Origin of the sequence: Paraburkholderia sediminicola (genome assembly GCF_046030555.1) — a bacterium.
Lineage (GTDB): Bacteria > Pseudomonadota > Gammaproteobacteria > Burkholderiales > Burkholderiaceae > Paraburkholderia > Paraburkholderia sediminicola_E.
The window spans coordinates 162,634-185,404 of the sequence record NZ_JAQQCH010000012.1; the positions used below are offsets into that span (position 1 = coordinate 162,634).

General features: G+C 62.1%; 20 protein-coding genes. 18 read left to right on the top strand and 2 right to left on the bottom strand.

The window, feature by feature from the left end; genetic code table 11:
- Positions 1 to 77 precede the first annotated feature (77 nt).
- The 3 genes from PQQ52_RS18845 (at position 78) to PQQ52_RS18855 (ending at position 4,324) form a co-directional block, all read left to right on the top strand.
- Complete coding sequence (locus tag PQQ52_RS18845) at positions 78 to 1,148, top strand: homocysteine S-methyltransferase family protein (RefSeq protein ID WP_408214289.1); 1,071 nt, start codon at positions 78 to 80, stop codon at positions 1,146 to 1,148.
- Between the two features lie 43 nt (positions 1,149 to 1,191).
- Entirely contained in the window at positions 1,192 to 3,957 is a 2,766-nt protein-coding gene (metH, locus tag PQQ52_RS18850; protein WP_408214413.1) for a methionine synthase, read from the top strand.
- 157 nt (positions 3,958 to 4,114) lie between these two features.
- Positions 4,115 to 4,324 (top strand): acid-shock protein, encoded by a 210-nt coding sequence (locus PQQ52_RS18855; RefSeq protein WP_408214292.1) that lies wholly within the window; start codon positions 4,115 to 4,117, stop codon positions 4,322 to 4,324.
- Positions 4,325 to 4,455: 131 nt separating this feature from the next.
- On the opposite strand, the gene PQQ52_RS18860 is transcribed toward PQQ52_RS18855, so the two are convergent.
- The gene (locus PQQ52_RS18860) at positions 4,456 to 4,782 is read right to left on the bottom strand and encodes a DUF1840 domain-containing protein (protein ID WP_325044450.1); all 327 of its coding nucleotides are present in this window, start codon (positions 4,780 to 4,782) and stop codon (positions 4,456 to 4,458) included.
- Between the two features lie 439 nt (positions 4,783 to 5,221).
- On the opposite strand from PQQ52_RS18860, the gene argS reads away from it, so the two are divergent.
- The 7 genes from argS (at position 5,222) to PQQ52_RS18895 (ending at position 14,220) form a co-directional block, all read left to right on the top strand.
- Positions 5,222 to 7,012, top strand: coding sequence for an arginine--tRNA ligase (gene argS, locus PQQ52_RS18865; protein ID WP_408214294.1), 1,791 nt, complete (start codon positions 5,222 to 5,224; stop codon positions 7,010 to 7,012).
- Between the two features lie 61 nt (positions 7,013 to 7,073).
- Positions 7,074 to 7,886: an SPOR domain-containing protein gene (locus tag PQQ52_RS18870; RefSeq protein WP_408214296.1), complete on the top strand. Its 813-nt coding sequence runs from the start codon at positions 7,074 to 7,076 to the stop codon at positions 7,884 to 7,886.
- Positions 7,887 to 8,070: 184 nt separating this feature from the next.
- Positions 8,071 to 8,709 carry a thiol:disulfide interchange protein DsbA/DsbL gene (locus tag PQQ52_RS18875; RefSeq protein ID WP_408214299.1) on the top strand — a complete coding sequence of 213 codons (639 nt, stop codon included), beginning with the start codon at positions 8,071 to 8,073 and terminating at the stop codon, positions 8,707 to 8,709.
- Between the two features lie 15 nt (positions 8,710 to 8,724).
- Positions 8,725 to 9,498, top strand: a complete 774-nt coding sequence (locus PQQ52_RS18880) for an SDR family oxidoreductase (protein WP_408214302.1) — start codon at positions 8,725 to 8,727, stop codon at positions 9,496 to 9,498.
- A gap of 3 nt (positions 9,499 to 9,501) precedes the next feature.
- Entirely contained in the window at positions 9,502 to 10,335 is an 834-nt protein-coding gene (locus PQQ52_RS18885; RefSeq protein WP_408214304.1) for a helical backbone metal receptor, read from the top strand.
- 360 nt (positions 10,336 to 10,695) lie between these two features.
- Positions 10,696 to 12,282, top strand: coding sequence for an ABC transporter substrate-binding protein (locus PQQ52_RS18890; protein ID WP_408214307.1), 1,587 nt, complete (start codon positions 10,696 to 10,698; stop codon positions 12,280 to 12,282).
- Between the two features lie 294 nt (positions 12,283 to 12,576).
- Positions 12,577 to 14,220 (top strand): ABC-F family ATP-binding cassette domain-containing protein, encoded by a 1,644-nt coding sequence (locus PQQ52_RS18895; RefSeq protein WP_408214309.1) that lies wholly within the window; start codon positions 12,577 to 12,579, stop codon positions 14,218 to 14,220.
- 34 nt (positions 14,221 to 14,254) lie between these two features.
- Here the strand turns inward: PQQ52_RS18895 and PQQ52_RS18900 are convergent, their stop codons facing one another.
- The gene (locus PQQ52_RS18900) at positions 14,255 to 15,328 is read right to left on the bottom strand and encodes an MBL fold metallo-hydrolase (RefSeq protein ID WP_408214415.1); all 1,074 of its coding nucleotides are present in this window, start codon (positions 15,326 to 15,328) and stop codon (positions 14,255 to 14,257) included.
- A 188-nt stretch (positions 15,329 to 15,516) separates the two neighbouring features.
- On the opposite strand from PQQ52_RS18900, the gene PQQ52_RS18905 reads away from it, so the two are divergent.
- The 8 genes from PQQ52_RS18905 to PQQ52_RS18940 all read left to right on the top strand — a co-directional run bounded on the left by PQQ52_RS18905 (position 15,517) and on the right by PQQ52_RS18940 (position 22,644).
- Positions 15,517 to 15,921 carry a MerR family transcriptional regulator gene (locus PQQ52_RS18905; RefSeq protein ID WP_408214311.1) on the top strand — a complete coding sequence of 135 codons (405 nt, stop codon included), beginning with the start codon at positions 15,517 to 15,519 and terminating at the stop codon, positions 15,919 to 15,921.
- A gap of 209 nt (positions 15,922 to 16,130) precedes the next feature.
- Positions 16,131 to 17,960, top strand: coding sequence for a bifunctional isocitrate dehydrogenase kinase/phosphatase (aceK, locus tag PQQ52_RS18910; protein ID WP_408214314.1), 1,830 nt, complete (start codon positions 16,131 to 16,133; stop codon positions 17,958 to 17,960).
- 104 nt (positions 17,961 to 18,064) lie between these two features.
- Positions 18,065 to 18,841, top strand: coding sequence for a carbonate dehydratase (gene can / locus PQQ52_RS18915; RefSeq protein WP_408214316.1), 777 nt, complete (start codon positions 18,065 to 18,067; stop codon positions 18,839 to 18,841).
- Entirely contained in the window at positions 18,834 to 20,042 is a 1,209-nt protein-coding gene (locus PQQ52_RS18920; RefSeq protein WP_408214319.1) for an acetyl-CoA C-acetyltransferase, read from the top strand. The genes can and PQQ52_RS18920 overlap by 8 nt, the downstream gene beginning before the upstream one ends.
- A gap of 39 nt (positions 20,043 to 20,081) precedes the next feature.
- Complete coding sequence (locus PQQ52_RS18925; RefSeq protein ID WP_408214321.1) at positions 20,082 to 20,759, top strand: SDR family oxidoreductase; 678 nt, start codon at positions 20,082 to 20,084, stop codon at positions 20,757 to 20,759.
- Between the two features lie 36 nt (positions 20,760 to 20,795).
- On the top strand, positions 20,796 to 21,926 hold the full coding sequence (locus PQQ52_RS18930) for an acyl-CoA dehydrogenase family protein (protein WP_408214323.1): 1,131 nt from the start codon (positions 20,796 to 20,798) through the stop codon (positions 21,924 to 21,926).
- 7 nt (positions 21,927 to 21,933) lie between these two features.
- The gene (locus PQQ52_RS18935; protein WP_408214326.1) at positions 21,934 to 22,383 is read left to right on the top strand and encodes a YchJ family protein; all 450 of its coding nucleotides are present in this window, start codon (positions 21,934 to 21,936) and stop codon (positions 22,381 to 22,383) included.
- A 57-nt stretch (positions 22,384 to 22,440) separates the two neighbouring features.
- Entirely contained in the window at positions 22,441 to 22,644 is a 204-nt protein-coding gene (locus PQQ52_RS18940; RefSeq protein ID WP_408214329.1) for a hypothetical protein, read from the top strand.
- The last annotated feature ends 127 nt before the right edge of the window (positions 22,645 to 22,771 follow it).

The window sequence follows — 22,771 nt, forward strand, 5'->3', positions numbered from 1 at the left end:
CCACGCCCGGCGGAACCGCCCCACAGCGGCTACAATGACAGGTTTCCCGAAAAAGCCGGCGCAAGCCCTCGTCCGCCATGAACCAGCCTGCTCAATCCGCCACGCCAGTCCGTCCCGACGCCGCCTACACGCGCGGCACGGCGCTGCCCGCGCTGCTCAAGTCGCGCATCCTGATTCTGGACGGCGCAATGGGCACGATGATCCAGCGCTACAAGCTCGACGAAGCCCGCTATCGTGGCGAGCGCTTCAAGGACTACGGGCGCGACATCAAGGGCAACAACGAGTTGCTGTCGATCACGCAACCGCAGATCATCGGCGAGATTCACGAGCAATATCTTGCGGCGGGCGCGGATATCATCGAGACCAATACGTTCGGCGCCACCACGGTTGCGCAGTCCGACTATGGGATGGAAGACCTCGCCATCGAGATGAATCTCGAATCGGCGAAGCTGGCACGCGCCGCCTGCGACAAGTACTCGACGCCGGACAAGCCGCGCTTCGTCGCCGGCGCGATCGGACCGACGCCGAAAACAGCGAGCATTTCCCCTGACGTGAACGATCCCGGTGCACGCAACGTGACGTTCGACGAACTGCGCGCGGCGTACTACCAGCAGGCGAAAGCGTTGCTCGACGGCGGCTGCGATCTGTTTCTCGTCGAAACGATCTTCGATACGCTCAATGCAAAGGCTGCGCTGTTCGCGCTGGACGAACTGTTCGAAGACACCGGCGAGCGTCTGCCGATCATGATCTCGGGCACCGTCACGGATGCATCGGGCCGGATTCTCTCGGGACAAACCGTCGAGGCCTTCTGGAACTCGCTGCGTCATGCCAAGCCGCTCACGTTCGGATTGAACTGCGCGTTGGGCGCGGCGCTGATGCGCCCGTATGTCGCCGAACTGGCCAAGCTGTGCGATACCTATGTATCGTGCTATCCGAACGCCGGTTTGCCGAATCCGATGAGCGATACGGGCTTTGACGAATTGCCGGCGGATACGTCGGGATTGCTGAAGGAGTTCGCGCAGGCAGGCCTCGTGAATATCGCCGGGGGCTGCTGTGGCACGACGCCGGAGCATATTGCGGCGATTGCCAAAGCGCTGGCTGAAGTGAAGCCGCGCCAATGGCCAACGCAATACCGCGACGCAGCCTAAGTCCGGCGGCCGGGTCCCACTCCACCGCGGCCGCTCTTTCGCTATCGAACCCGACGCACGTAACCGCACGCAACCGAACCGCACCTACGCCATGACCGATCACACCATGCGCCTTTCCGGCCTCGAGCCGTTCAACGTCACGCCCGGGACGCTCTTCATCAACGTCGGTGAGCGCACCAACGTGACCGGTTCGAAGGCGTTCGCGCGAATGATCCTGAACGACCAGTTCGACGACGCGGTCGCGGTCGCGCGGCAGCAGGTCGAAAACGGCGCGCAGATCATCGACGTCAACATGGACGAGGCGATGCTCGATTCGAAAGCGGCGATGGTCCGCTTCATGAATCTGATCGCGTCGGAGCCGGACATCGCGCGTGTGCCGATCATGATCGATTCGTCGAAGTGGGACGTGATCGAAGCGGGCTTGAAGTGCGTGCAAGGCAAGGCGATCGTCAACTCGATCTCGCTGAAGGAAGGCGAAGAAGCGTTCCGTCATCACGCGAACCTGATCCGCCGTTACGGCGCGGCGGCGGTCGTGATGGCCTTCGACGAAAAAGGTCAGGCCGATACGTTCGAACGTAAGACGCAGATCTGCAAGCGCTCCTACGATTTCCTCGTGAACGAAGTCGGCTTTCCGCCGGAAGACATCATCTTCGATCCGAACATCTTCGCGATTGCGACCGGCATCGAAGAACACAACAACTACGCGGTCGACTTCATCAACGCCACGCGCTGGATCAAGGAACACCTGCCCTACGCGAAGATCAGCGGCGGCGTCTCGAACGTGTCGTTCTCGTTCCGCGGCAACGATCCGGTGCGCGAGGCGATCCACACCGTGTTCCTTTATCACGCGATTCAGGCGGGGATGGACATGGGCATCGTCAACGCGGGCCAGCTCGGCGTGTATGCCGATCTCGATCCGGAGTTGCGCGAGCGTGTTGAAGACGTCGTGCTGAACCGCCGTGAAGACGGCACCGATCGTCTGCTCGAAATCGCCGACAAGTTCAAAACCGGTGCCGCGAAGAAGGAAGAGAACCTCGAATGGCGTAACCAGCCGGTCGAGAAGCGTCTGTCGCATGCGCTGGTGCACGGCATCACCAACTTCATCGTCGAAGATACCGAAGAAGTGCGCGCGAAGATCGCCGCAGCCGGCGGCCGCCCGATCAATGTGATCGAAGGCCCGCTGATGGACGGCATGAACGTCGTCGGCGACCTGTTCGGTCAGGGCAAGATGTTCCTGCCGCAAGTCGTGAAGTCGGCGCGTGTGATGAAGCAGGCGGTCGCGCATCTGATCCCGTACATCGAAGAAGAAAAGAAGCTGATGGCCGAAGCCGGCGCCGACGTCCGCGCGAAGGGCAAGATCGTCATCGCCACGGTGAAGGGCGACGTGCACGACATCGGCAAGAACATCGTCTCGGTGGTACTTCAGTGCAATAACTTCGAAGTGGTCAACATGGGCGTGATGGTGTCGTGCAACGACATTCTCGCCAAAGCGAAGGTCGAAGGCGCGGACATCATCGGCTTGTCCGGCCTGATTACGCCGAGCCTCGAAGAGATGGCCTACGTCGCGTCGGAAATGCAGCGCGACGACTACTTCCGCATCAAGAAGATCCCGCTGCTGATCGGCGGCGCGACTACCTCGCGCGTGCACACCGCCGTGAAGATCGCACCGCATTACGAAGGCCCGGTGGTGTACGTGCCGGACGCATCGCGCTCGGTTTCCGTGGCGTCGAGCCTGCTGTCCGATGAAGGCGCGGCCAGGTACGTCGACGAACTGAAGACCGACTACGACCGCATCCGCGACCAGCACGCCAACAAGAAAGCCCTGCCGATGGTCACGCTCGCCGAAGCCCGCGCGAACAAGACCAAGGTGGATTGGGCCAGCTACCAGCCGGTGAAGCCGAAGTTCATCGGCCGCCGCGTGTTCAAAAACTTCGACCTGAACGATCTGGCGAGCTACATCGACTGGGGGCCGTTCTTCCAGACCTGGGACCTGGCCGGCCCGTATCCGGCGATCCTGAACGACGAAATCGTCGGCGAATCGGCTCGCCGCGTGTTCTCGGACGGCAAGTCGATGCTCGCGCGTCTGATCCAGGGCCGCTGGCTGCAGGCCAACGGCGTGATCGCCCTGCTCCCGGCCAACACGGTGAACGACGACGACATCGAGATTTACACAGACGAATCGCGCTCGGAAGTTGCGCTGACGTGGCGCAACCTGCGCCAGCAAAGCGTGCGTCCGGTAGTGGACGGCGTGATGCGGCCGAATCGCTCGCTTGCCGACTTCATCGCGCCGAAGGATTCGGGCGTGGCCGACTATATCGGCATGTTCGCGGTCACGGCCGGCCTGGGTGTGGACGTGAAGGAAAAGCAGTTCGAAAAGGATCTCGACGACTACAGCGCGATCATGCTCAAGGCACTCGCCGACCGCTTCGCCGAAGCATTCGCCGAAGCCATGCATGCCCGCGTGCGCCGCGACCTCTGGGGCTACGCGAACGCCGAAACCCTCTCGAACGAGGATCTGATCGCCGAAAAGTACCATGGCATCCGCCCGGCGCCAGGTTACCCGGCCTGCCCGGATCACCTCGTGAAGCGCGACATGTTCGACGTGCTGCAAGCCCCTGAAATCGGCATGACCGTGACCGAATCGCTGGCCATGCTGCCGGCGGCAAGCGTCTCCGGCTTTTATCTGGCACACCCGGACAGCACCTATTTCTCGGTTGGCAAGATCGGCCAGGACCAGCTGGAAGACTACGCAAAACGCATGTCGTTGTCGAAAACAGACGCTGAACGGGCTCTCGCGCCTTTGCTGTAAGCCTTGCGGGGCGGGAAAGCCACTATATCGGGCACGATAGGCTGAATATTTGCGGCAGTGCAATTTTCGGCTTTGTAAACTGAAATGGCATCAACCCGCCAGACGCGGCCAAAACGCGTCGGCTTATCTAATTGCAATCGTCAACGGAGAGAATCGTATGAAGAAGCTGACGCTGTTATTGGCTGCTGTTTCGCTTGCCGCCAGCACCTCGGTGGCGCTGGCTCAGCCTGCGGCCCCCGGCGCCGCGAGTTCGGTGAGTTCGTATTCGCCGCCTACGCAAAAGCACGTCAAGAAGCCCAAGAAGCAAAAAATGAAGAAGGGTGCGTCGGCACCAATGGCCGCCCCGGCGGACGCCGCCAGCCAGTAATCAGGTTCGGCAGACGGGCCGTTAAGGCCTTGAAAGACAAAGAGCCCGCTGATGCGGGCTCTTTTCATTGGCGCGTCGCAGTCTTCGCCGCGAGGCGCAGCGAACGCCACAACCGGCGGACCGCTCGGGAATCAGAGACCCCAGACGATATCCGCGTTTTCCTTCTGCGCGGCGCGCAGCATGTCGAGGAACGGATACGCGCGCTGCGCGAGTCCCGGCGGAATCTCGTGATGCTCGTGGCCGTCTTCGCCTTCGTGGAAATGGCCGTCGTGCTCGGCACGCTCCTGCTTGTCGGTACTGATGGCCGATTCGAGTTTCGCGATCGCAGGGCCTGTTTCGTCGTGGGTGATAACACCACGCTCACCAAGGCGCTTCCCGACGATACCGACGAGGTACTGGGCAAGATTCTCCAGCATCATCACATCCGGACTGGCGCGACATTTGAAAGTAATCAGCATGACTGTTCCCTTTTTCGTTATGTTGGATTGACGCGCAAGCGGCTCGAAACCAGCCCTCGGCGCGCGTTACGTTGACAGCCGATCAGGCACGGCGGCCACGGCCCTTGGTGGGCATCTCATTGAACATATTAGCACCTGCTAAAATCCGTCTGGACGGAAAAGCGCGCCGCAAAGCGCCGCGCGCGGCATTGCGCAGGTGGCGGGGCGGGTCCGGTTGGCCATAACCCGCCTGCTGCCGCGCCATGCCGCAGCAGCAGGCGCCCCCGGCATGTCGCCGCGCACCGCGCTAATCGCGTTGCAGACAACGTGCCTGATGGCGCCCCGATGTGCCCGGCGGGTGCATCGCCGCTTTCCACGCTTCTGACGAATCGGCTGCGCGCGTCGCGCAGCCGGCGCCTCTCCCGCATCACCGGATTGCCTCACTGGACTCGCAACAAGCATGCTGCCTGCACATAAACATACCCTCGAAACACTGCTCGCCGACACGGTGAAGCAAGTCGCGCAAGCGTCCCAGGGCGCGAGCGAAGCCACTTTCGTTTCGCCCACGATCACCCTGGAACGTCCAAAAGTCGCTGCGCACGGCGACGTCGCATGTAATGTCGCGATGCAACTCGCCAAGCCCTTGCGCGCCAACCCGCGCCAGCTGGCGCAACAGATCGTCGACGCGCTGCTCGCGCAGCCGCGAGCCTTGGGGCTCGTGGATGCCGCCGAAGTGGCCGGTCCCGGCTTCATCAACCTGCGCCTCGCGGCCGCCGCCAAGCAGGCGGTGATCGCCGCCGTATTCGCTGAAAAGGAGGCCTTCGGCCGTTCGCAGCGTGACGCCGGCAAGCATGTGCTGATCGAATTCGTCTCGGCCAACCCGACCGGCCCGCTGCATGTCGGCCACGGCCGCCAGGCCGCGCTCGGCGACGCGCTCTCGAACGTGCTGGCCTCGCAAGGCTATGACGTGCACCGCGAGTTCTATTACAACGACGCCGGCGTGCAGATCCACACACTTGCCCTGTCCACCCAGGCGCGCGCTCGAGGCCTCGCCCCGGGCGACGAAGGCTGGCCTGCCTCGGCGTACAACGGTGAATACATCGCCGACATCGCGAAAGACTATCTGAGCGGCGCCACGGTTGCCGCGAGCGATGGTGAGCCCGTCACGGGGGCGGGCGACGTCGCAGACCTCGATGCGATCCGCCGTTTTGCCGTGGCGTATCTGCGTCGCGAGCAGGACATGGACTTGCAGGCCTTCGGCGTGAAGTTCGACCAGTACTATCTGGAGTCGTCGCTGTACAAGGAAGGCCGGGTCGAGAAGACCGTCGAGGCGCTGATCGCCGCCGGCAAGACCTATGAACAGGAAGGCGCGCTGTGGCTGCGCACCACCGACGACGGCGACGACAAAGACCGCGTCATGCGCAAGACCGACGGCACCTACACGTACTTCGTGCCGGACGTCGCCTATCACGTCGCCAAGTGGGAACGCGGCTTCACCAAGGTCATCAACATTCAAGGCTCGGACCATCACGGCACGATCGCGCGGGTGCGCGCCGGCCTGCAGGGTCTCGGCATCGGTATTCCGAAGGGCTATCCCGACTACATCCTTCACAAGATGGTCACGGTGATGCGCAACGGCGAAGAGGTGAAGATCTCCAAGCGCGCGGGCAGCTACGTGACGGTGCGCGATCTGATCGAATGGTCGGGTGGCGCGACGCCAGGCTCGGAAGCCGCCGTCGATCTGATCGACGAAGAGACAATTCGCCGCGGCCGCGACGCCGTGCGCTTCTTCCTGATTTCGCGCAAGGCGGATACGGAATTCGTGTTCGACATCGATCTCGCGTTGAAACAAAACGACGAAAATCCAGTGCATTACGTGCAGTATGCGCATGCACGGATCTGCTCGGTCATCGCCGAATGCAAAGCGCGCTATAGCACGGACGAGAGCACGCTGGCGCAAATGGACGTGTCGCCGCTCACCAGCGAACGCGCCATGGCCTTGCTGAACAAGCTCGCCGAGTTCCCGGACATGCTGGAGCACGCGGCCGACGAACTCGCGCCGCACGCGGTCGCGTTCTATCTGCGCGACCTCGCCGGGGAATTCCACTCGTTCTACAATGACAGAGCCGAACGCGTGCTGGTCGACGACGCAGTCGAGCGCAATGCACGCGTCGCGCTGCTTGCGGCCACGCGTCAGGTGTTGGCCAACGGTCTCGCGACGATCGGCGTCTCCGCTCCCGTCAAGATGTAAGTCCTCCGGCGCAACATGCACGCGGCCGTCGTTATAATCGACGGCCGTTCCAGGATTCTTTTTGCAGGTGATTCATACGATGGCAAAACCACGCCGCACAACAAAGCAATCGCAATCGAAACAAACCGGGGGGACTTTTCTCGGCATCGTGCTGGGCCTGATCGTCGGTCTCGCGATCGCGGTAGTGGTGGCGCTGTATATCACCCGTGCGCCCACGCCGTTCGTCTCGAAGGTCGCGCCGCCCGCGGCGCCTGACACCGGCGCGAGCCAGGCACAGCAATACGACCCGAATCGTCCGCTGCAAGGCAAGACGCCGGGTCAGCCGGTGCCGCAGGCCGCACAACCGGCGCCGCCGAACACTGCACCGGGCCAGACCAACTCGCAGACCCAATCGGGCATGCTGGAAGAACCGCAGATCGTCGAAGTGCCGCCGTCGAGCGGCAATGCGAACGGCACGGCAGTCGCACCGAAGCCCGCGCAGGATAACGGCAACGGCACGGCCACCGCAGCGGTGAAGAAACCGCAAGGCGCCAGCGCACCGGCCGCCACCGCGGCAGGCTCGGCGCCGAAGAGCACGTCGTCCGGCACGGCTGCCAACGCCAAGCCGGGCTCGGGCATGGCGCCGGGGGACGCGAACACGGGCTACTTCCTGCAAGTGGGCGCCTACAAAACCTCGGCCGACGCCGAGCAGCAGCGTGCGCGCCTCGCCTTCCAGGGCTTCGAATCGAAGGTCACGCAGCGCGATGCGGGCGGCGTGACGTACTACCGTGTGCGTATCGGGCCGTTCTCGAAGTTCGAGGACATGAATTCGAGCCGTCAGCGTCTGTCCGACGCGGGCGTGGATACAGCCGTGATCCGCTTCACGAAACAATAAGCAAACAATCAACAAACGGTGCTTTGCCGGAGCGCGCCGCCGCCGAACTATCGGCGTGCGGCGCGAGTCATAGGCACAACCGACAAACACAACGGACGACTTTAGCGTCTAACGCCGACATTGAAAACGGTGACGGGCATTTGCGTGGCGCCACCGCTTTACCGCCTACCTGGGTCAACAAAACATGAAAAAACTGCTGAGCATTCTGTTCCTTTCGCTGGGCCTGGTTGCCGCCACGGCGCATGCATCGCCGGCTGCGCCGGTGTCCGGCAAGGACTACACCGTGCTGCCCACGCCGCAACCTACGGACGTGCCGGCCGGCAAGATCGAAGTCACCGAATTCTTCTGGTACGGCTGCCCGCACTGCAATGAATTCAACCCGTACCTCGAGGCGTGGGTGAAGAAGCAAGGTCCGGACGTGGTGTTCAGGCGCGTGCCGGTCGCCTTCCGCGACGACTTCATTCCGCACTCGAAGATGTATCACGCGCTCGACGCACTCGGCCTCGCGACGCAACTGACGCCGAAGGTTTTCAATGAAATCCACGTCAACAAGGACTACCTGCTGACGCCGGAAGATCAGGCCAAATTCCTCGCGAAGAACGGCGTCGATCCGAAGAAGTACATGGACGCGTACAACTCGTTCTCGACGCAAAGCGCGTTGCAGAAAGACAAGAAGTTGCTCGACGACTACAAGATCGACGGTGTGCCGACGCTGGCCGTGCAGGGCAAGTATGAAACGGGTCCGGCTGCGACCAACAGCCTGCCTGGCACGATCCAGGTGCTGGACTACCTGGTCGCCCAGGTCCGCGCCAAGAAGATGTAAAGCCGAGGCGCCGGAATGAGTTCACCCCTGAAGGTTTTCATTACCGGCGCCTCAAGTGGCATCGGCCTCGCGCTCGCCGCCGAATACGCGCGGCGCGGCGCGACTCTTGGCCTGGTTGCCCGCCGCGGCGACGCCCTCGCCGCCTTCCAGCAGTCCCATCCGCAGAATTCCCTCTCCCTCTACTCCGTCGACGTCCGCGACGCCGAGGCGCTCGCCGAAGCGGCCGCGCAGTTCATCGCGCAGCACGGTTTGCCGGACGTCGTGATCGCCAATGCCGGCATCAGCCGCGGCGCGGTCACCGGGCACGGCGATCTGCGCACGTTCCGCGAAGTGATGGACATCAATTACTTCGGCATGGTCGCCACCTTTGAGCCGTTCGCCGCCGCGATGGTCGCCGCGAAGAAAGGCACGCTGGTCGGGATCGCCAGCGTCGCCGGCGTGCGTGGCTTGCCGGGGTCGGGCGCATACAGCGCGTCGAAGTCAGCCGCACTCAAGTATCTGGAAGCGTTGCGCGTCGAGATGCGGCCACTGGGTGTCGGCGTGGTTACCATCGCGCCCGGTTATATCCGCACCCCAATGACCGAGCACAACCCGTACAGCATGCCGTTCCTGATGGACGCCGACCGCTTCGCGGTGAAGGTCGCCGGGGCGGTCGAGCGGCAGACGGCCTTCGCCGTGTTCCCGTGGCAGATGCGTATCGCGGCGATGCTGCTGCACGTGCTGCCGCGCTGGCTTTACGATCGAGCCTTCGAACGCGCGCCGCGCAAGCCCCGCGCCGTCGTCGAATAAATCATGCAACCGCGTGCGGTCGATGCAGCCGGCGTCGCGCACGAAATGGCGGGCGTCGATACGCGGGGCGCCCCTACCCGCATCGTCTCGCTGGTGCCGAGCATCACCGAATTGCTGTTCGCTCTCGGGCTCGACAGGCAGATCGTCGGGCGCACCGGTTTTTGCGCGCATCCACACGACAAGGTGCGGCAGGTGCGCAAGGTCGGCGGCACCAAGGCCGTCAATGTCGACGCGATTCGAGCCTTGCGGCCCACCCATCTGATCGTCAATATCGACGAAAACGAGCGTGACACCGTCGAGCAATTGCGCGCGTTCGTGCCGCACATCGTCGTCACCCATCCGCAGACGCCGCAGGACAATCTCTCGCTGTACTCGCTGCTGGGCGCGATATTCGACCGCGCACAAGAAGCGCAGCGCTTGAGCGCGGCGCTCGAAGCGCGTCTGCACGAGGCCGCCGCGCGCGTGTTTCCTCCGCAAAACGTGCTGTATCTGATCTGGCGCGAACCATGGATGACAGTCGCACGCGATACCTATATCGCCGCGATGCTGAGGCTCGTGAACTGGCAGACGCTGCCTCACGTAGAAGGCGGAACGGCAGGCGCGGCACGCTATCCCACGCTCGACTTCGACCACGCGCCGTGGCTTGCCGGCGTCGATCGCATCTTGCTTTCAAGCGAGCCATATCGCTTCACTCAGGCACATTGCGACGCACTGAAACGCGATCCGCGTCTGGCCGGCAAACGCGTTGAGTTGATCGATGGAGAGTTGGTGTCGTGGTACGGCGTGCGCGCCATCGAAGGCATCGGATATCTGCTGCAGCGCGCGGCTGCGTCATGAGCGCCGGCACCGAACCGCGTCACTGAACAACGAAACGAAACCAAACCACCGCTCCACGCGGCTCAGCGCTGCCATCAAGCCGTACCGCTACGTTCCAACAATCGGGCGCCATATGGATATGCGGATTAAATTGTTGTCGCCACAACCACCCTTCGATAAGCTTTCGCGAAGGCGAGGACGTGCAAGGACGTGCGTATAGAGCAACATCCAGACCATGCGCCAGCGCCGGAAACGTATCACAATAAAGACGACGGTCACGCTGCCCCCGGACGCCGGACGGCCAGCGCCCCGTCCTTCGTCAACGGAATACAACCACACAACCAGACGCACTGCCTGACTGCGCTTGTTATGGGAGATCCTATGCGCTTCAAACTGCTCGCAGCCGCCGTACTGTTCACGGCGCCCGCGCTCGTGCTCGCCAAACCGCTGACCGTCTGTACCGAGTCGAGCCCCGACGGCTTCGATGTCGTGCAGTTCAATTCGCTCGTCACGACCAATGCGTCGGCCGACGTGATCTTCAATTCGCTGGTCTCGTACGACGAGGCCGCGAAGAAAGTCGTGCCCTCGCTAGCCGACAAATGGGACGTGAGCCCCGACGGCCTCACCTACACGTTCCATCTGCGTCCGAACGTGCAGTTCCAGACCACCGACTACTTCAAGCCCACCCGTGCGCTGAATGCCGACGATGTCGTCTTCACGTTCGACCGCATGCTCAACGACAGCAATCCGTGGCACAAGGTGGCGGGCGCGAGCGGCTTCCCGCACGCGCAATCAATGGGCTTGCCGAAGCTCATCAAGTCGATCAGCAAAGTCGACGACAACACCGTCAAGTTCGAACTGAACGCGCCGGACGCAACCTTCGTGTCGATCCTGACCATGGGTTTCGCCTCGATCTATTCGGCTGAATACGCCGACCAGTTGCTCAAGGCCGGCAAACAGGTCGACCTGAATGCGAAGCCGATCGGCACCGGTCCGTTCGAATTGAAGAGCTACACGAAAGACGCGGTGATCCGCTACGACGTGAACCCGACGTACTGGGGCGCGAAGCCGAAGATCGACCGCCTGATCTACGCGATCACGCCGGACGCCACGGTACGCGCGCAAAAGGTGAAGGCCGGCGAATGCCAGATCGCGCTATCGCCGAAGCCACAGGATCTCGCCGAAGCTAAGGGCGACAAGTCGCTCGCCATCGTGCAAACGCCCGCGTTCATGACCGCGTTCGTCGCCCTGAACACGCAGAAGAAGCCGCTCGATAACCAGAAGGTGCGCGCCGCACTGAACATGGCGTTCGACCGCACTACGTATTTGAAGGCGATCTTCGACAACACCGCGACACCGGCTGTCAATCCGTATCCGCCGAACACGTGGAGCTACGACAAGGCCGTGAAGCCGTGGCCGTACGATCCCGTGAAGGCGAAGAAGCTGCTCGCGGAAGCGGGTTATCCGAACGGCTTCGAAACGACGATCTGGGTGCGCCCGAACGGCAGCGTGCTGAATCCGAATCCGAAGGCCGGCGCCGAATTGCTGCAAGCCGACTTTGCCAAGATCGGCGTGAAGGCTGAGGTGAAGGTGATCGAATGGGGCGAGCTGATCAAGCAGGCCAAACAAGGCCAGCATGACACGCTGTTCATGGGATGGGCCGGCGACAACGGCGATCCGGACAACTATCTGTCGCCGCTCTTCAGCTGCAACGCGGTGAAGTCGGGGATCAATTTTGCGCGCTTCTGCGATCAGGATCTGGACAAGCTGATCGCCGACGGCAAAGCGACGCCTGATCAGGCCAAACGCGCGAAGGCCTATGAACAGGCACAACAGATCATTCACGATCAGGCGCTGTGGATTCCGCTGGGCTACCCGACCGCGGCGGCCATCACGCGGACGAACGTGAGTGGCTATCACGTGAGTCCGTTCGGACGGCAGAACTTTGGGACGGTGGCGGTGCAGTAAAACAGCTGCGTCACGCCACACTCGACGTTGAGAAACAAAACAGACCCGCTGCACATGCACCGGGTCTGTTTTTCATTCGCGCGAGGCACCTCCCCCGGTTCGGAGCGTATCCGCACGCGACAACACACCGCAGCGGCCCGCTTGCGTCCGATCTGTTGCGCTTGCTATACTTTTTTACAGATCACTCTCTTCGAACATCAGCCAAAATGAACAACTAAGCCTTCCTTAAATGTTTTCGCTTCACGCAAGCCTTGCTTGCCGGGCGAAAGGTGCAACACATTTCCGGAGGTGCTTATGGCTCATGTCACGCCAGCATCCACACTCGTTTCGCTTCAACATGTCTCGTTCCATTTCAACGATGGAGCGATGCTATTCGACTCTCTCAATCTCACGTTCGACACCACATCTACGGCCATCGTCGGCCGTAATGGTGCGGGCAAAAGCATGCTTGCGCGGCTGATTGCGGGTGAACTGATGCCGTCCGCGGGCAAGGTCGAACGCTTTGGCTCAGTCGCCTACGTCAAGCAGAATACGGTTGGGCCGGAGGGGGAAACGATCGCGCAAGCCGCCGGACTCGACGATGCACTCGATGCGCTCGCACGCCTTGCCGCGGGCGCCGCTCAACCCGACGATCTCGACGTTGTCGCAGATCGCTGGGATCTCGCCACGCGCTTTCAAATCGCACTGCAGCAGGCGCATCTGCCCGAACTGCAAGCACACGAGAGCGCGGACACGTTAAGCGGCGGCCAACGGGCGCGGGTCGCGCTCGTCGGCGCATTGTTGTCGGGGGCGGATTTGCTCGTGCTCGACGAGCCCACCAATCACCTTGATCGCGACGGCCGCGCATGGCTGCGCGATCAACTGCATGAGTGGCGTGGCGGGTTGATCGTCGTCAGCCACGACCGGCAGATGCTCGGCGAGGTTGAACGGATCATCGAACTGACGCCGCATGGCCCGCGCGCGTATGGCGGCAACTACGCAGTCTTTCATGCGCAGCGCGAAGCGGAGCAGCAGGCCGCGCAATCCGCGCTGGAACACGCGAGAACCGAACGCGCACGTGAACACCAGCGTCTGGCGCGGGAACATGATACGGTCCAGCGCCGCTCAGCGCGCACACGGCACTATGCCGATACGGCTAACGTCTCACGTATGGAGCGCGCGAAGATAAAAGGTCGAGCGACCGAAGCGATGGGACATGTCCGCAAGTCTCAGCAAACGGTCAAAAACGATCTCAACGACAAGGTCGGCGAAGCGGCGGCGCGCGTCATACCGGAAAGCGCTGTCTTGCTCTCGTTACCCGGCGCTGAGCTTCCTGCACGCCGTACAGTTTTCACGCTCGACGAGGTGCGTCTGCCTTGGCTGGAAGCGAACGATCCGGCGGCGACGGTGACGTGGACAGTCAGCGGCCCTGTGCGCATCGCAGTAACAGGCCCGAACGGCTGCGGTAAGTCAACGTTACTTCGAGTACTCGCGGGTGAAGTCTCGCCCCAGGGCGGCACGCATCTGACACACGTGCCGTGCGCATACCTCGACCAACGCCTCGATCTGCTCGATCAGGAGCGGTCGATCGTCGAGCAGTTGGGCCTGCTCGACACGCCGCTGGCCGAAGGTGAGTTACGCAGCCGCCTCGCATTGCTGCAACTCGACGCCCAATGCGCGACGCAACCCTCACGGAATCTGAGTGGCGGCGAGCGGCTGAAAGCGGCACTTGCTTGTGCGTTGTGGCGTGGCACGCCGGCGCAATTGCTGCTGCTCGACGAGCCGACCAACCACCTGGACCTCGGGTCGGTGCTAGCGTTCGAAGGCGCGCTAGTGGATTTCCCGGGCGCGATCGTCGCGGTGTCGCATGACACAGGTTTCCTCGAAGCGTTGCGACCAACCCATACGATGCAATGGACCATCGAGGGTTGGCGCTTCGAACCGGTCAAGGTGGACTGACCACGCGACGATGCGTGGCCACCTGGTCATGGCGCTAAGCCATCGAGAACCGGATCACTCCATCCGCATCCTGCGTGCGCTTCAACTCGCCGGCCAGCCACAGCAGATGCAAGTGCGCCAACGCCTCGCCCATCGCGAAGGTCATCTGATGGATGTCGAGTTGGCGCTTGAACATGAGCGGCACGATATCCGCGGCGCTTTGCGGCTTCTCCGCACAGGCCTCGCGCACTTCCGCCAGACGCGCGTCATGATGCTCACGCAACTGTTTGATCCGCGTGCGCACGCCGCGAAACGGCTTGCCGTGCGACGGCAGCACGAGCGTGTCTTCGGGCATCGTCTCGTAGCGGCCGAGCGATTCCAGATACAGCGCGAGCGGCGTGCCTTCCGGTTCCATGTCGAACACCGAGACGTTCGTCGAAATGCGCGGCAGCACCATGTCGCCTGAGATCAACGTGCCCGTCTCTTCGCAATGCAACGCGCAGTGTTCCGGAGAATGGCCGAAACCGGTCACCACGCGCCACGTCTTGCCGCCGATTTTCACGCCATCGGCTTCGCGCAGGCGGCGATACTGACCGGGAACCGCCGGCACGAGGCTCGCGTAGTAGCTCGTGCGATTGCGCAGCTTTTCGAGCGACACCTGATCGTTCAAGCCATGACGCGCGAAGTGCCGCGCCGCGCCCTCGCCACCCGCATTGGAGCCGTCGCCGGCCGCCATCACGCGTGCCTGCATATATTCGCCGAGCGTCATCCACAGGCGCACGTCCCAGCGCTTCTTGTCGCCGCCGGTACAAATCCAGTGCGCGAGGCCGATGTGGTCCGGATGGCAATGCGTGACGATCACGCGCAGCACCGGCAGGCCGTCGAGCACGGAGTCGAACACTTTCTCCCAGTTCTCCTTGATCGTGTCCGACGTAATACCGCAGTCGACTACCGTCCACCCCTGCTGACCGTCGATTTCATCGCGTAGCAGCCACAGATTGATGTGGTCGAGTGCGAACGGCAGCGGCATGCGCAGCCAGAACACGCCGGGCGCGACTTCCATCGCGTGGCCCGCTTCGGGCAGGGTGTCGTTGAACGGATAGTTGAGTTGATGTTCAAGTGCATTCATTGTGGGTGTCTTCCTCCGTCGGCCGTCCGGCATGGCGAGGTATGCGATGCCGCACGGCGTGGTTGCGGCCCGGTCGTAACAGACCGGTGCCGTATAGCGCCGCAGTTGCGTTTCGATCAAGTTGACGATAACGTAAACGTCGATTCTATCGTTCAATCCGATTTTCTGCCCGGCCACGGGATGCCCCGATGAACACGCAATACACGATCACCGAGCTCGCGCGGGAATTCGACGTCACGCCGCGGGCGATTCGCTTCTACGAAGATCAGGGTTTACTCTCACCCAGCCGCGAAGGTTCAAGTGGCCTACGGCGCGTCTATTCGGGCCGCGATCGAACTCGCCTGAAGCTCACGCTGCGCGGCAAGAGGCTTGGCTTCACGCTGTCGGAAATCCGCGATCTGCTCGATGTCTACGAGTCGCCCACCGACACCGTGCCGCAATTGCACGCATTCCTTGCCACGGTGGCGCGCCATCGCGGGGTGCTCGAACGTCAACTGGAAGACCTGAACGCGACGCTCGAAGACCTCGCGCAGTACGAAACCCAGGCGCGCGCGCTGCTGGAGAGCGGAGCACGCGAGACCAAGTCCGCCTAAGCGGCGATCGCGCAAATATTTTTGCAGAAAGTTGTGCCGATAAGACATGCCAAACTGAGGCATTGAGCGGAGATAGTCTGAAAGTCGGCTAACGCCTGGCAACTTCCAAAAGACGCCAGGCACGAGTCGAGCGGCGCGATGCGTCGCGGGCCCACCCGGACGATACAATCGCGGGTGTCTTCACGACATGGGACGAATGCACGGTCGACATGAATCACTTCCCCAAACTGTTGTCGTCGCAGATCGGCTTCGACGTCGCCCAGACGATGCTCGAAGGATTCGATCGGCACTACCGGATCTTCCGCGACGCCGCGATCCATGCCAAAACGCTCTTCGAAGCTGCCGACTGGCACGGGCTGCAAACGCTGGCGCGCGAGCGCATTACCTCATATGACGATCGCGTCGAGGAATGCGTCGAACTGCTCGAAGACGAATACGACGCCGAGAATATCGACGACGAAGTGTGGCAGCAGATCAAGCTGCACTACATCGGCCTCCTGACCACGCACCGCCAACCCGAGTGCGCGGAGACGTTCTTCAATTCGGTGTGCTGCAAGATCCTGCACCGTTCGTATTTCAATAACGACTTCATTTTTGTGCGCCCGGCGATCTCGACCGAATATATCGAGAACGACGAACCCGCCGCGAAGCCAACCTACCGTGCGTATTACCCCGGCAAGGACGGGCTTGCCGCGACGCTCGAGCGCATCGTCACGAACTTCCAGCTGGAGCCGCCGTTTGAGGATCTGAAGCGCGACGTCGCGTGTGTCATGCAGACGATCCACGATGCGTTCGGCGTGTTCGACGAAGCGCCCAACTTCCAGATTCACGTACTGTCGTCGCTGTTCTATCGGAACAAGTCGGCGTATATCATCGGACGAATCATCAACGGCGACTTGCTATTGCCGTTCGCCGTGCCGCTGCGCCATGTGAAGCCGGGCGTGCTGGCGCTCGACACGGTGCTGCTCAAACGCGATCAGTTGCAGATCATCTTCAGCTTTTCGCATTCGTATTTCCTGGTGGACATGGAGGTGCCGTCCGCTTACGTCGAATTTCTCGGCACGATCATGCAGGGCAAACCAAAGGCGGAAATCTATACGTCGGTGGGTTTGCAGAAGCAGGGCAAGAATCTGTTCTATCGCGATCTGCTGCACCATCTGAAACATTCCAGCGATCACTTCATCATCGCGCCCGGCATCAAGGGACTTGTGATGCTGGTGTTCACGCTGCCGTCGTTTCCATATGTATTCAAGCTGATCAAAGACCACTTTCCGCCGCCGAAGGACACCACGCGCGAGCAGATCAAGGGAAAGTATCAGCTCGTCAAACGGCATGACCGCTTGGGCCGCATGGCCGACACGCTCGAATATTCGAGCGTCGCGCTGCCGGTTTCGCGGCTCGATGAAGCGCTGGTGCGCGAACTCGAAAAGGAAGTGCCGTCGTTGATCGAATACGACGGCGACAACCTGGTGATTCGCCACATGTATATCGAACGCCGGATGGTGCCGCTCAATCTGTTCCTGAAAAACGGCAGCGACGACGACGTCGATCACGGCATCAAGGAATATGGCAACGCGATCAAGGAATTGATGCAGGCGAACATCTTCCCTGGCGACATGCTGTACAAGAACTTCGGCGTGACGCGTCACGGTCGCGTCGTGTTCTACGACTACGATGAAATCGAATATCTGACTGAATGCAACGTGCGCGCCGTGCCGGCGCCACGTAACGAGGAAGACGAAATGTCGGGCGAGCCGTGGTACTCAGTCGGCCCGCACGACATTTTCCCGGAGACATACGGCACGTTTTTGCTCGGCGACCCACGCGTGCGCCGGTCCTTCATGCAGCATCACGCGGACTTCTTCGATCCAGCGCTGTGGCAACGGCACAAGGATCATTTATTGAAAGGCGAACTGCCCGACTTTTTCCCGTACGACAGCAGCGTGCGCTTCTGCATCCGCTATCCGGAACGATTCGCCGATGCGGCGTCCGGCCCCCCGGAGAACCAGGCAGACGAGCGCACCGTGCGCGCGGCTTGAACCTCATGCGCATCATGCGCCGCCCGCATCGTTGAATGCGTCGTCCGAACCCTTATGTAACGACATCGACCGGCCAATCGGTCGAGCAACCGCCCAGACTCACCATGACCATGAACGCTTCTCCCGCTGCCAATCCGCTGGCCCATCTGTTCGATAACAACGACGCGTGGGTGGCCCGCAAGCTGTCCGAAGATCCGGAGTACTTCTCGCGTCTCGCGCACCAGCAGACGCCCGAATATCTGTGGATCGGCTGCTCCGATTCGCGCGTACCGGCCAACCAGATCATCGGCCTGCCGCCGGGCGAAGTGTTCGTGCACAGAAATATCGCCAACGTGGTGGTGCATACGGATCTGAACTGCCTGTCGGTGATCCAGTTTGCCGTCGATCTACTCAAGGTCAAGCACATCATGGTGGTGGGTCACTATGGCTGCTCGGGCGTCGGCGCGGCATTGCACGGCCGTCGCGTGGGTCTGGCGGATAACTGGCTGCATCACGTGCAGGACGTGCGCACCAAGCACGCCGCGTTGATTGAAGAGTGGCCGCTTGGCGAGGCGCGCCATCGTCGTCTGGTCGAACTGAATGCGATCGAGCAGGTCATGAACGTATGCCGGACCACCATCATCAACGACGCGTGGGCACGCGGCCAGGAACTCACGGTGCACGGCTGGGTGTATGGCGTCCATGACGGCAAGGTGCGCGACCTCGGCATGACAATCAACAACCCCGCGACACTCGATGCAACCTACAAGCGCTGCATCACAGCCGTATCGGCCGGCGGTGCGTACCAGGCAGACAACGATGCAGCGGCCGCCGATGCGGCCCAGCTCGGCGACGTGCCGGCCATCGTCGAAGGTGTGATCAAAGAACTTAAACATGAGTGAGACAAACATGAGCGAGACAAAGTCTGATCCGATCGTAATCGTAGGTGTAGCCCGCACGCCGATGGCGGCATTTCAGGGCGATTTCGCAACGCTAACCGCGCCGCAGTTGGGCTCGGTCGCAATCGAAGCCGCCGTGCAACGCGCCGGATTGAAACCCGGGCAGATCGACGAAGTGGTGATGGGTTGCGTGCTGCCCGCCGGCCTCGGCCAGGCGCCCGCGCGTCAGGCCGCACTCGGCGCCGGCTTGCCGCTTGCCACGGGCAGCACGACCGTCAACAAGATGTGCGGTTCCGGCATGCGCGCGGCGATGTTCGCGCACGACATGCTGGCCGCGGGCTCGGTCGATGTGATTGTCGCCGGCGGCATGGAGAGCATGACCAACGCGCCGTACCTTTTGCCGAAGGCGCGTAACGGCATGCGCATGGGCCACGGCCAGGTAATCGACCACATGTTCTACGACGGTCTCGAAGACGCCTACGAAAAAGGCCGTCTGATGGGCACCTTCGCCGAGGAATGCGCAGCGTCGTTCGACTTCACGCGCGAAGCGCAGGATGCGTTCGCCATCGAGTCCCTGAATCGTGCAAAGCGCGCGAATGAAGACGGCTCGTTTGCATGGGAAATCGCACCGGTGAAGGTGGCAGGCCGCAAGGGCGACGTGACCATCGATCACGACGAGCAGCCGTTCAAAGCGAAGCTCGAGAAGATTCCGACGCTCAAGCCCGCGTTCAGTAAAACCGGCACGATAACGGCGGCGAACTCGTCGTCGATTTCCGACGGCGCCGCGGCGCTCGTGATGATGCGTGAGTCGACCGCAAAGCGTCTCGGCGTCGAGCCTCTTGCTCGCGTGGTCGGCCACTCGACCTTCGCACAAGAACCGGCGAAGTTCACCACCGCGCCGGTCGGTGCGATTCGCAAGTTGTTCGAGAAGAATGGCTGGCGCGCCGATGAAGTGGATCTGTATGAGGTCAACGAAGCGTTCGCGGTGGTCACGATGGCCGCGATGAAGGAGCATCATCTGCCGCATGACAAGGTCAACGTGAACGGCGGCGCCTGTGCGCTCGGTCATCCGATCGGTGCGTCGGGCGCACGGATTCTCGTGACGCTGATCGGCGCGTTGAAAAAACGCGGTCTGAAGCGCGGCGTTGCGACGTTGTGCATCGGCGGCGGTGAAGCGACCGCGATGGGCATCGAACTGGTTTAACACGCCGCTTCCAGGCGTTTGAGGGCTTGAGGTGATTCGATGAAGACAGTATTGATCGTCGGTGCATCGCGCGGCATCGGCCAGGAATTTGTGCGGCAGTACAGGAAGAGCGGCTGGCGCGTGCTCGCCACTGCGCGCGACGGCGCCGCACTCGACGCGTTGAAGGCGCTCGGCGCGGAGACCTTTTCACTCGACGTCACCGCGCCCGAGGAAATCGCCGCACTCGGCCGGAAGCTCGACGGCGAACGGCTCGACGCGGCGGTGCTGGTATCGGGCGTGTACGGCCCGCGCACCGAAGGCCTCGAGACGATCACCGCCGCGGATTTCGACCAGGTCATGCATACCAACGTGCGTGGCCCGATGCAGTTGATCCCGATCCTGCTGCCGCTCGTCGAAGAGGCCGGCGGTGTATTCGCGGTGATTTCAAGCAAGATGGGCAGCATCGGCGACGCAAGCGGCACGACGGGCTGGCTGTACCGGGCGAGTAAGGCAGCGCTGAACGACGCGCTGAAAATCGCGTCGCTCGAAACAACACGCGCCACATGTATTTCGCTACACCCCGGCTGGGTGCGTACCGACATGGGTGGCGCGCAAGCGGCGATCGATCCGGCGCGTAGCGTCACCGGCATGCGTGACGTGCTCGCGCAGGCAGCTGCCGCACCCGAAGCGTTCAACGGACGCTTCTATCAATACGACGGCACGGCGCTCGACTGGTGAGGAGACACATGGGGCGACTAACGAGGAGACCGAGCCATGGTGCTTGATCAGGATCACCGGATGATCCGCGATGCGGTGCGCACGTTCGTCCGCGAAGCGGTCACCCCGCACGCGGCGCAATGGGACCGTGAGCGCATCTTTCCGAAGGACGTGCATCGCCAGCTCGCCGAACTCGGCGCGTATGGCGTGCTGGTGCCCGAAACGTACGGCGGCGCCGGCATGGACGCGCTGGCGCTCGCGTTGATCCTCGAAGAAATCGCTGCGGGCGACGGCGGCACTTCGACCGCGATTTCCGTCAACAACTGCCCGGTGTGCAGCATTCTGCTGACCTATGGCAACGACGCGCAAAAACGCGACTGGCTCACGCCGCTCGCGCGCGGCGAGATGCTCGGCGCGTTTTGTCTGACCGAACCGCAAGCGGGTTCGGACGCCTCCGCGCTGCGCACCACCGCGACGCGTGATGGCGACACGTACGTGTTGAACGGTGTCAAACAGTTCATCACGAGTGGCAAAAACGGCAACGTCGCGATCGTCATGGCCGTGACCGACAAGGCGGCGGGCAAGCGCGGCATCAGCGCGTTTATCGTGCCCACCGATACGAAGGGCTACGTCGTTGCGCGGGTCGAAGAAAAGCTTGGCCAGCATTCGTCGGACACGGCACAGATTATTTTCGAGGATTGCCGCGTGCCGGCTGCGAATCTGATCGGCGCGGAAGGCGAAGGCTATCGGATTGCGCTATCGGGGCTTGAAGGCGGGCGCATCGGCATCGCGGCGCAAAGCGTCGGCATGGCGCGCGCCGCGTTCGAGGCAGCATTGGCTTATGCGAAGGAGCGCGAGAGCTTCGGCCAGCCGCTGTTTTCGCACCAGGCCGTGCAGTTCCGCCTCGCCGACATGGCGACCCAACTCGAAGCCGCACGCCAGTTGATCTGGCACGCCGCGTCGCTAAAGGATGCAGGGCAACCGTGCCTGACCGAAGCCGCAATGGCCAAGCTGTTCGCCTCCGAAGCCGCGGAGCGCATCTGCTCGGCAGCCTTGCAGATTCATGGCGGCTATGGCTATCTGAGCGACTTCCCCGTCGAACGCATCTACCGCGATGTGCGCGTGTGCCAGATCTACGAAGGCACTAGCGACATCCAGAAAATTTTGATCGCGCGCGGTCTTGCCTGAAAGTCTGATGAATAAGCCATTGTTGTCAACGCAACGACCGTCCGACTGCCCTTGCGGCGGCGCTGCGCCCGATCAGCGCAGCGGCGTTAAACCGCCGCGCTTCGCGCAATGCTGTGGTCGCTATATCGATGGCGGCGAAACCGCGCCGCGCGCGCTCGAACTGATGCGCTCGCGCTACAGCGCATATGTTGTGGGCGCAACGGATTATTTGCGCGCGACCTGGGCACCGCACACCTGTCCCACGGATCTCGACGCCGATCCTGCCGCCCCCGACGCACCGCATTGGCTCGGACTGCAGATCAAGGCCTTCGCTGAAACCCATGCCGATCACGCGACAGTCGAATTCGTCGCACGATACAAGGTAGGCGGCCGCGCCCACCGGTTGCACGAACTGAGCCGCTTCGTACGTGGTGAAGACGGATGCTGGCGTTATGTCGACGGTGACGTGAGCGAATAGGCCGCACCTTCCAAAGCCTTACATAACTCAGCTGCGCAGATCGCACCGTGATCACATATGGCCCTCAAACGAGGGCTTTTTTTCGTGTTGGCTCGACACCACAGCGCGCATGATGCGACGAATTGCTTCGTCCAGCCAAGCACCGCGAAACAGGCGCTTTGCGGCCTGCCGGCAGGCGAATGTGTCCTGATCGACATGCGGCAATTTTTTCGTCGCGGGTTCTCCTTGATTGCACAAAACAAAATTGTCGTGCCAGGATGAGGCCGTAGGTTTGTGACGTCACGTTGCGAGAACAGGTCCATACCGATTCCGCAAAATGCGCAGACGCCCGGCCGCGAGCCCATCAGCAAGGGTTCGACGGCGGTTCCGGGCAGCGTGTGTGGCGCTC

What these genes read in the sequence shown, in the direction of transcription:
- PQQ52_RS18845 (WP_408214289.1), top strand. Translation starts at nt 78, where the DNA reads ATGAACCAGCCTGCTCAATCCGCCACGCCAGTCCGTCCCGACGCCGCC.
- PQQ52_RS18855 (WP_408214292.1), top strand. Translation starts at nt 4,115, where the DNA reads ATGAAGAAGCTGACGCTGTTATTGGCTGCTGTTTCGCTTGCCGCCAGC.
- PQQ52_RS18860 (WP_325044450.1), bottom strand. Translation starts at nt 4,782, where the DNA reads ATGCTGATTACTTTCAAATGTCGCGCCAGTCCGGATGTGATGATGCTG.
- argS (WP_408214294.1), top strand. Translation starts at nt 5,222, where the DNA reads ATGCTGCCTGCACATAAACATACCCTCGAAACACTGCTCGCCGACACG.
- PQQ52_RS18875 (WP_408214299.1), top strand. Translation starts at nt 8,071, where the DNA reads ATGAAAAAACTGCTGAGCATTCTGTTCCTTTCGCTGGGCCTGGTTGCC.
- PQQ52_RS18880 (WP_408214302.1), top strand. Translation starts at nt 8,725, where the DNA reads ATGAGTTCACCCCTGAAGGTTTTCATTACCGGCGCCTCAAGTGGCATC.
- PQQ52_RS18885 (WP_408214304.1), top strand. Translation starts at nt 9,502, where the DNA reads ATGCAACCGCGTGCGGTCGATGCAGCCGGCGTCGCGCACGAAATGGCG.
- PQQ52_RS18890 (WP_408214307.1), top strand. Translation starts at nt 10,696, where the DNA reads ATGCGCTTCAAACTGCTCGCAGCCGCCGTACTGTTCACGGCGCCCGCG.
- PQQ52_RS18895 (WP_408214309.1), top strand. Translation starts at nt 12,577, where the DNA reads ATGGCTCATGTCACGCCAGCATCCACACTCGTTTCGCTTCAACATGTC.
- PQQ52_RS18900 (WP_408214415.1), bottom strand. Translation starts at nt 15,328, where the DNA reads ATGAATGCACTTGAACATCAACTCAACTATCCGTTCAACGACACCCTG.
- PQQ52_RS18905 (WP_408214311.1), top strand. Translation starts at nt 15,517, where the DNA reads ATGAACACGCAATACACGATCACCGAGCTCGCGCGGGAATTCGACGTC.
- aceK (WP_408214314.1), top strand. Translation starts at nt 16,131, where the DNA reads ATGAATCACTTCCCCAAACTGTTGTCGTCGCAGATCGGCTTCGACGTC.
- can (WP_408214316.1), top strand. Translation starts at nt 18,065, where the DNA reads ATGACCATGAACGCTTCTCCCGCTGCCAATCCGCTGGCCCATCTGTTC.
- PQQ52_RS18920 (WP_408214319.1), top strand. Translation starts at nt 18,834, where the DNA reads ATGAGTGAGACAAACATGAGCGAGACAAAGTCTGATCCGATCGTAATC.
- PQQ52_RS18925 (WP_408214321.1), top strand. Translation starts at nt 20,082, where the DNA reads ATGAAGACAGTATTGATCGTCGGTGCATCGCGCGGCATCGGCCAGGAA.
- PQQ52_RS18930 (WP_408214323.1), top strand. Translation starts at nt 20,796, where the DNA reads ATGGTGCTTGATCAGGATCACCGGATGATCCGCGATGCGGTGCGCACG.
- PQQ52_RS18935 (WP_408214326.1), top strand. Translation starts at nt 21,934, where the DNA reads ATGAATAAGCCATTGTTGTCAACGCAACGACCGTCCGACTGCCCTTGC.
- PQQ52_RS18940 (WP_408214329.1), top strand. Translation starts at nt 22,441, where the DNA reads ATGGCCCTCAAACGAGGGCTTTTTTTCGTGTTGGCTCGACACCACAGC.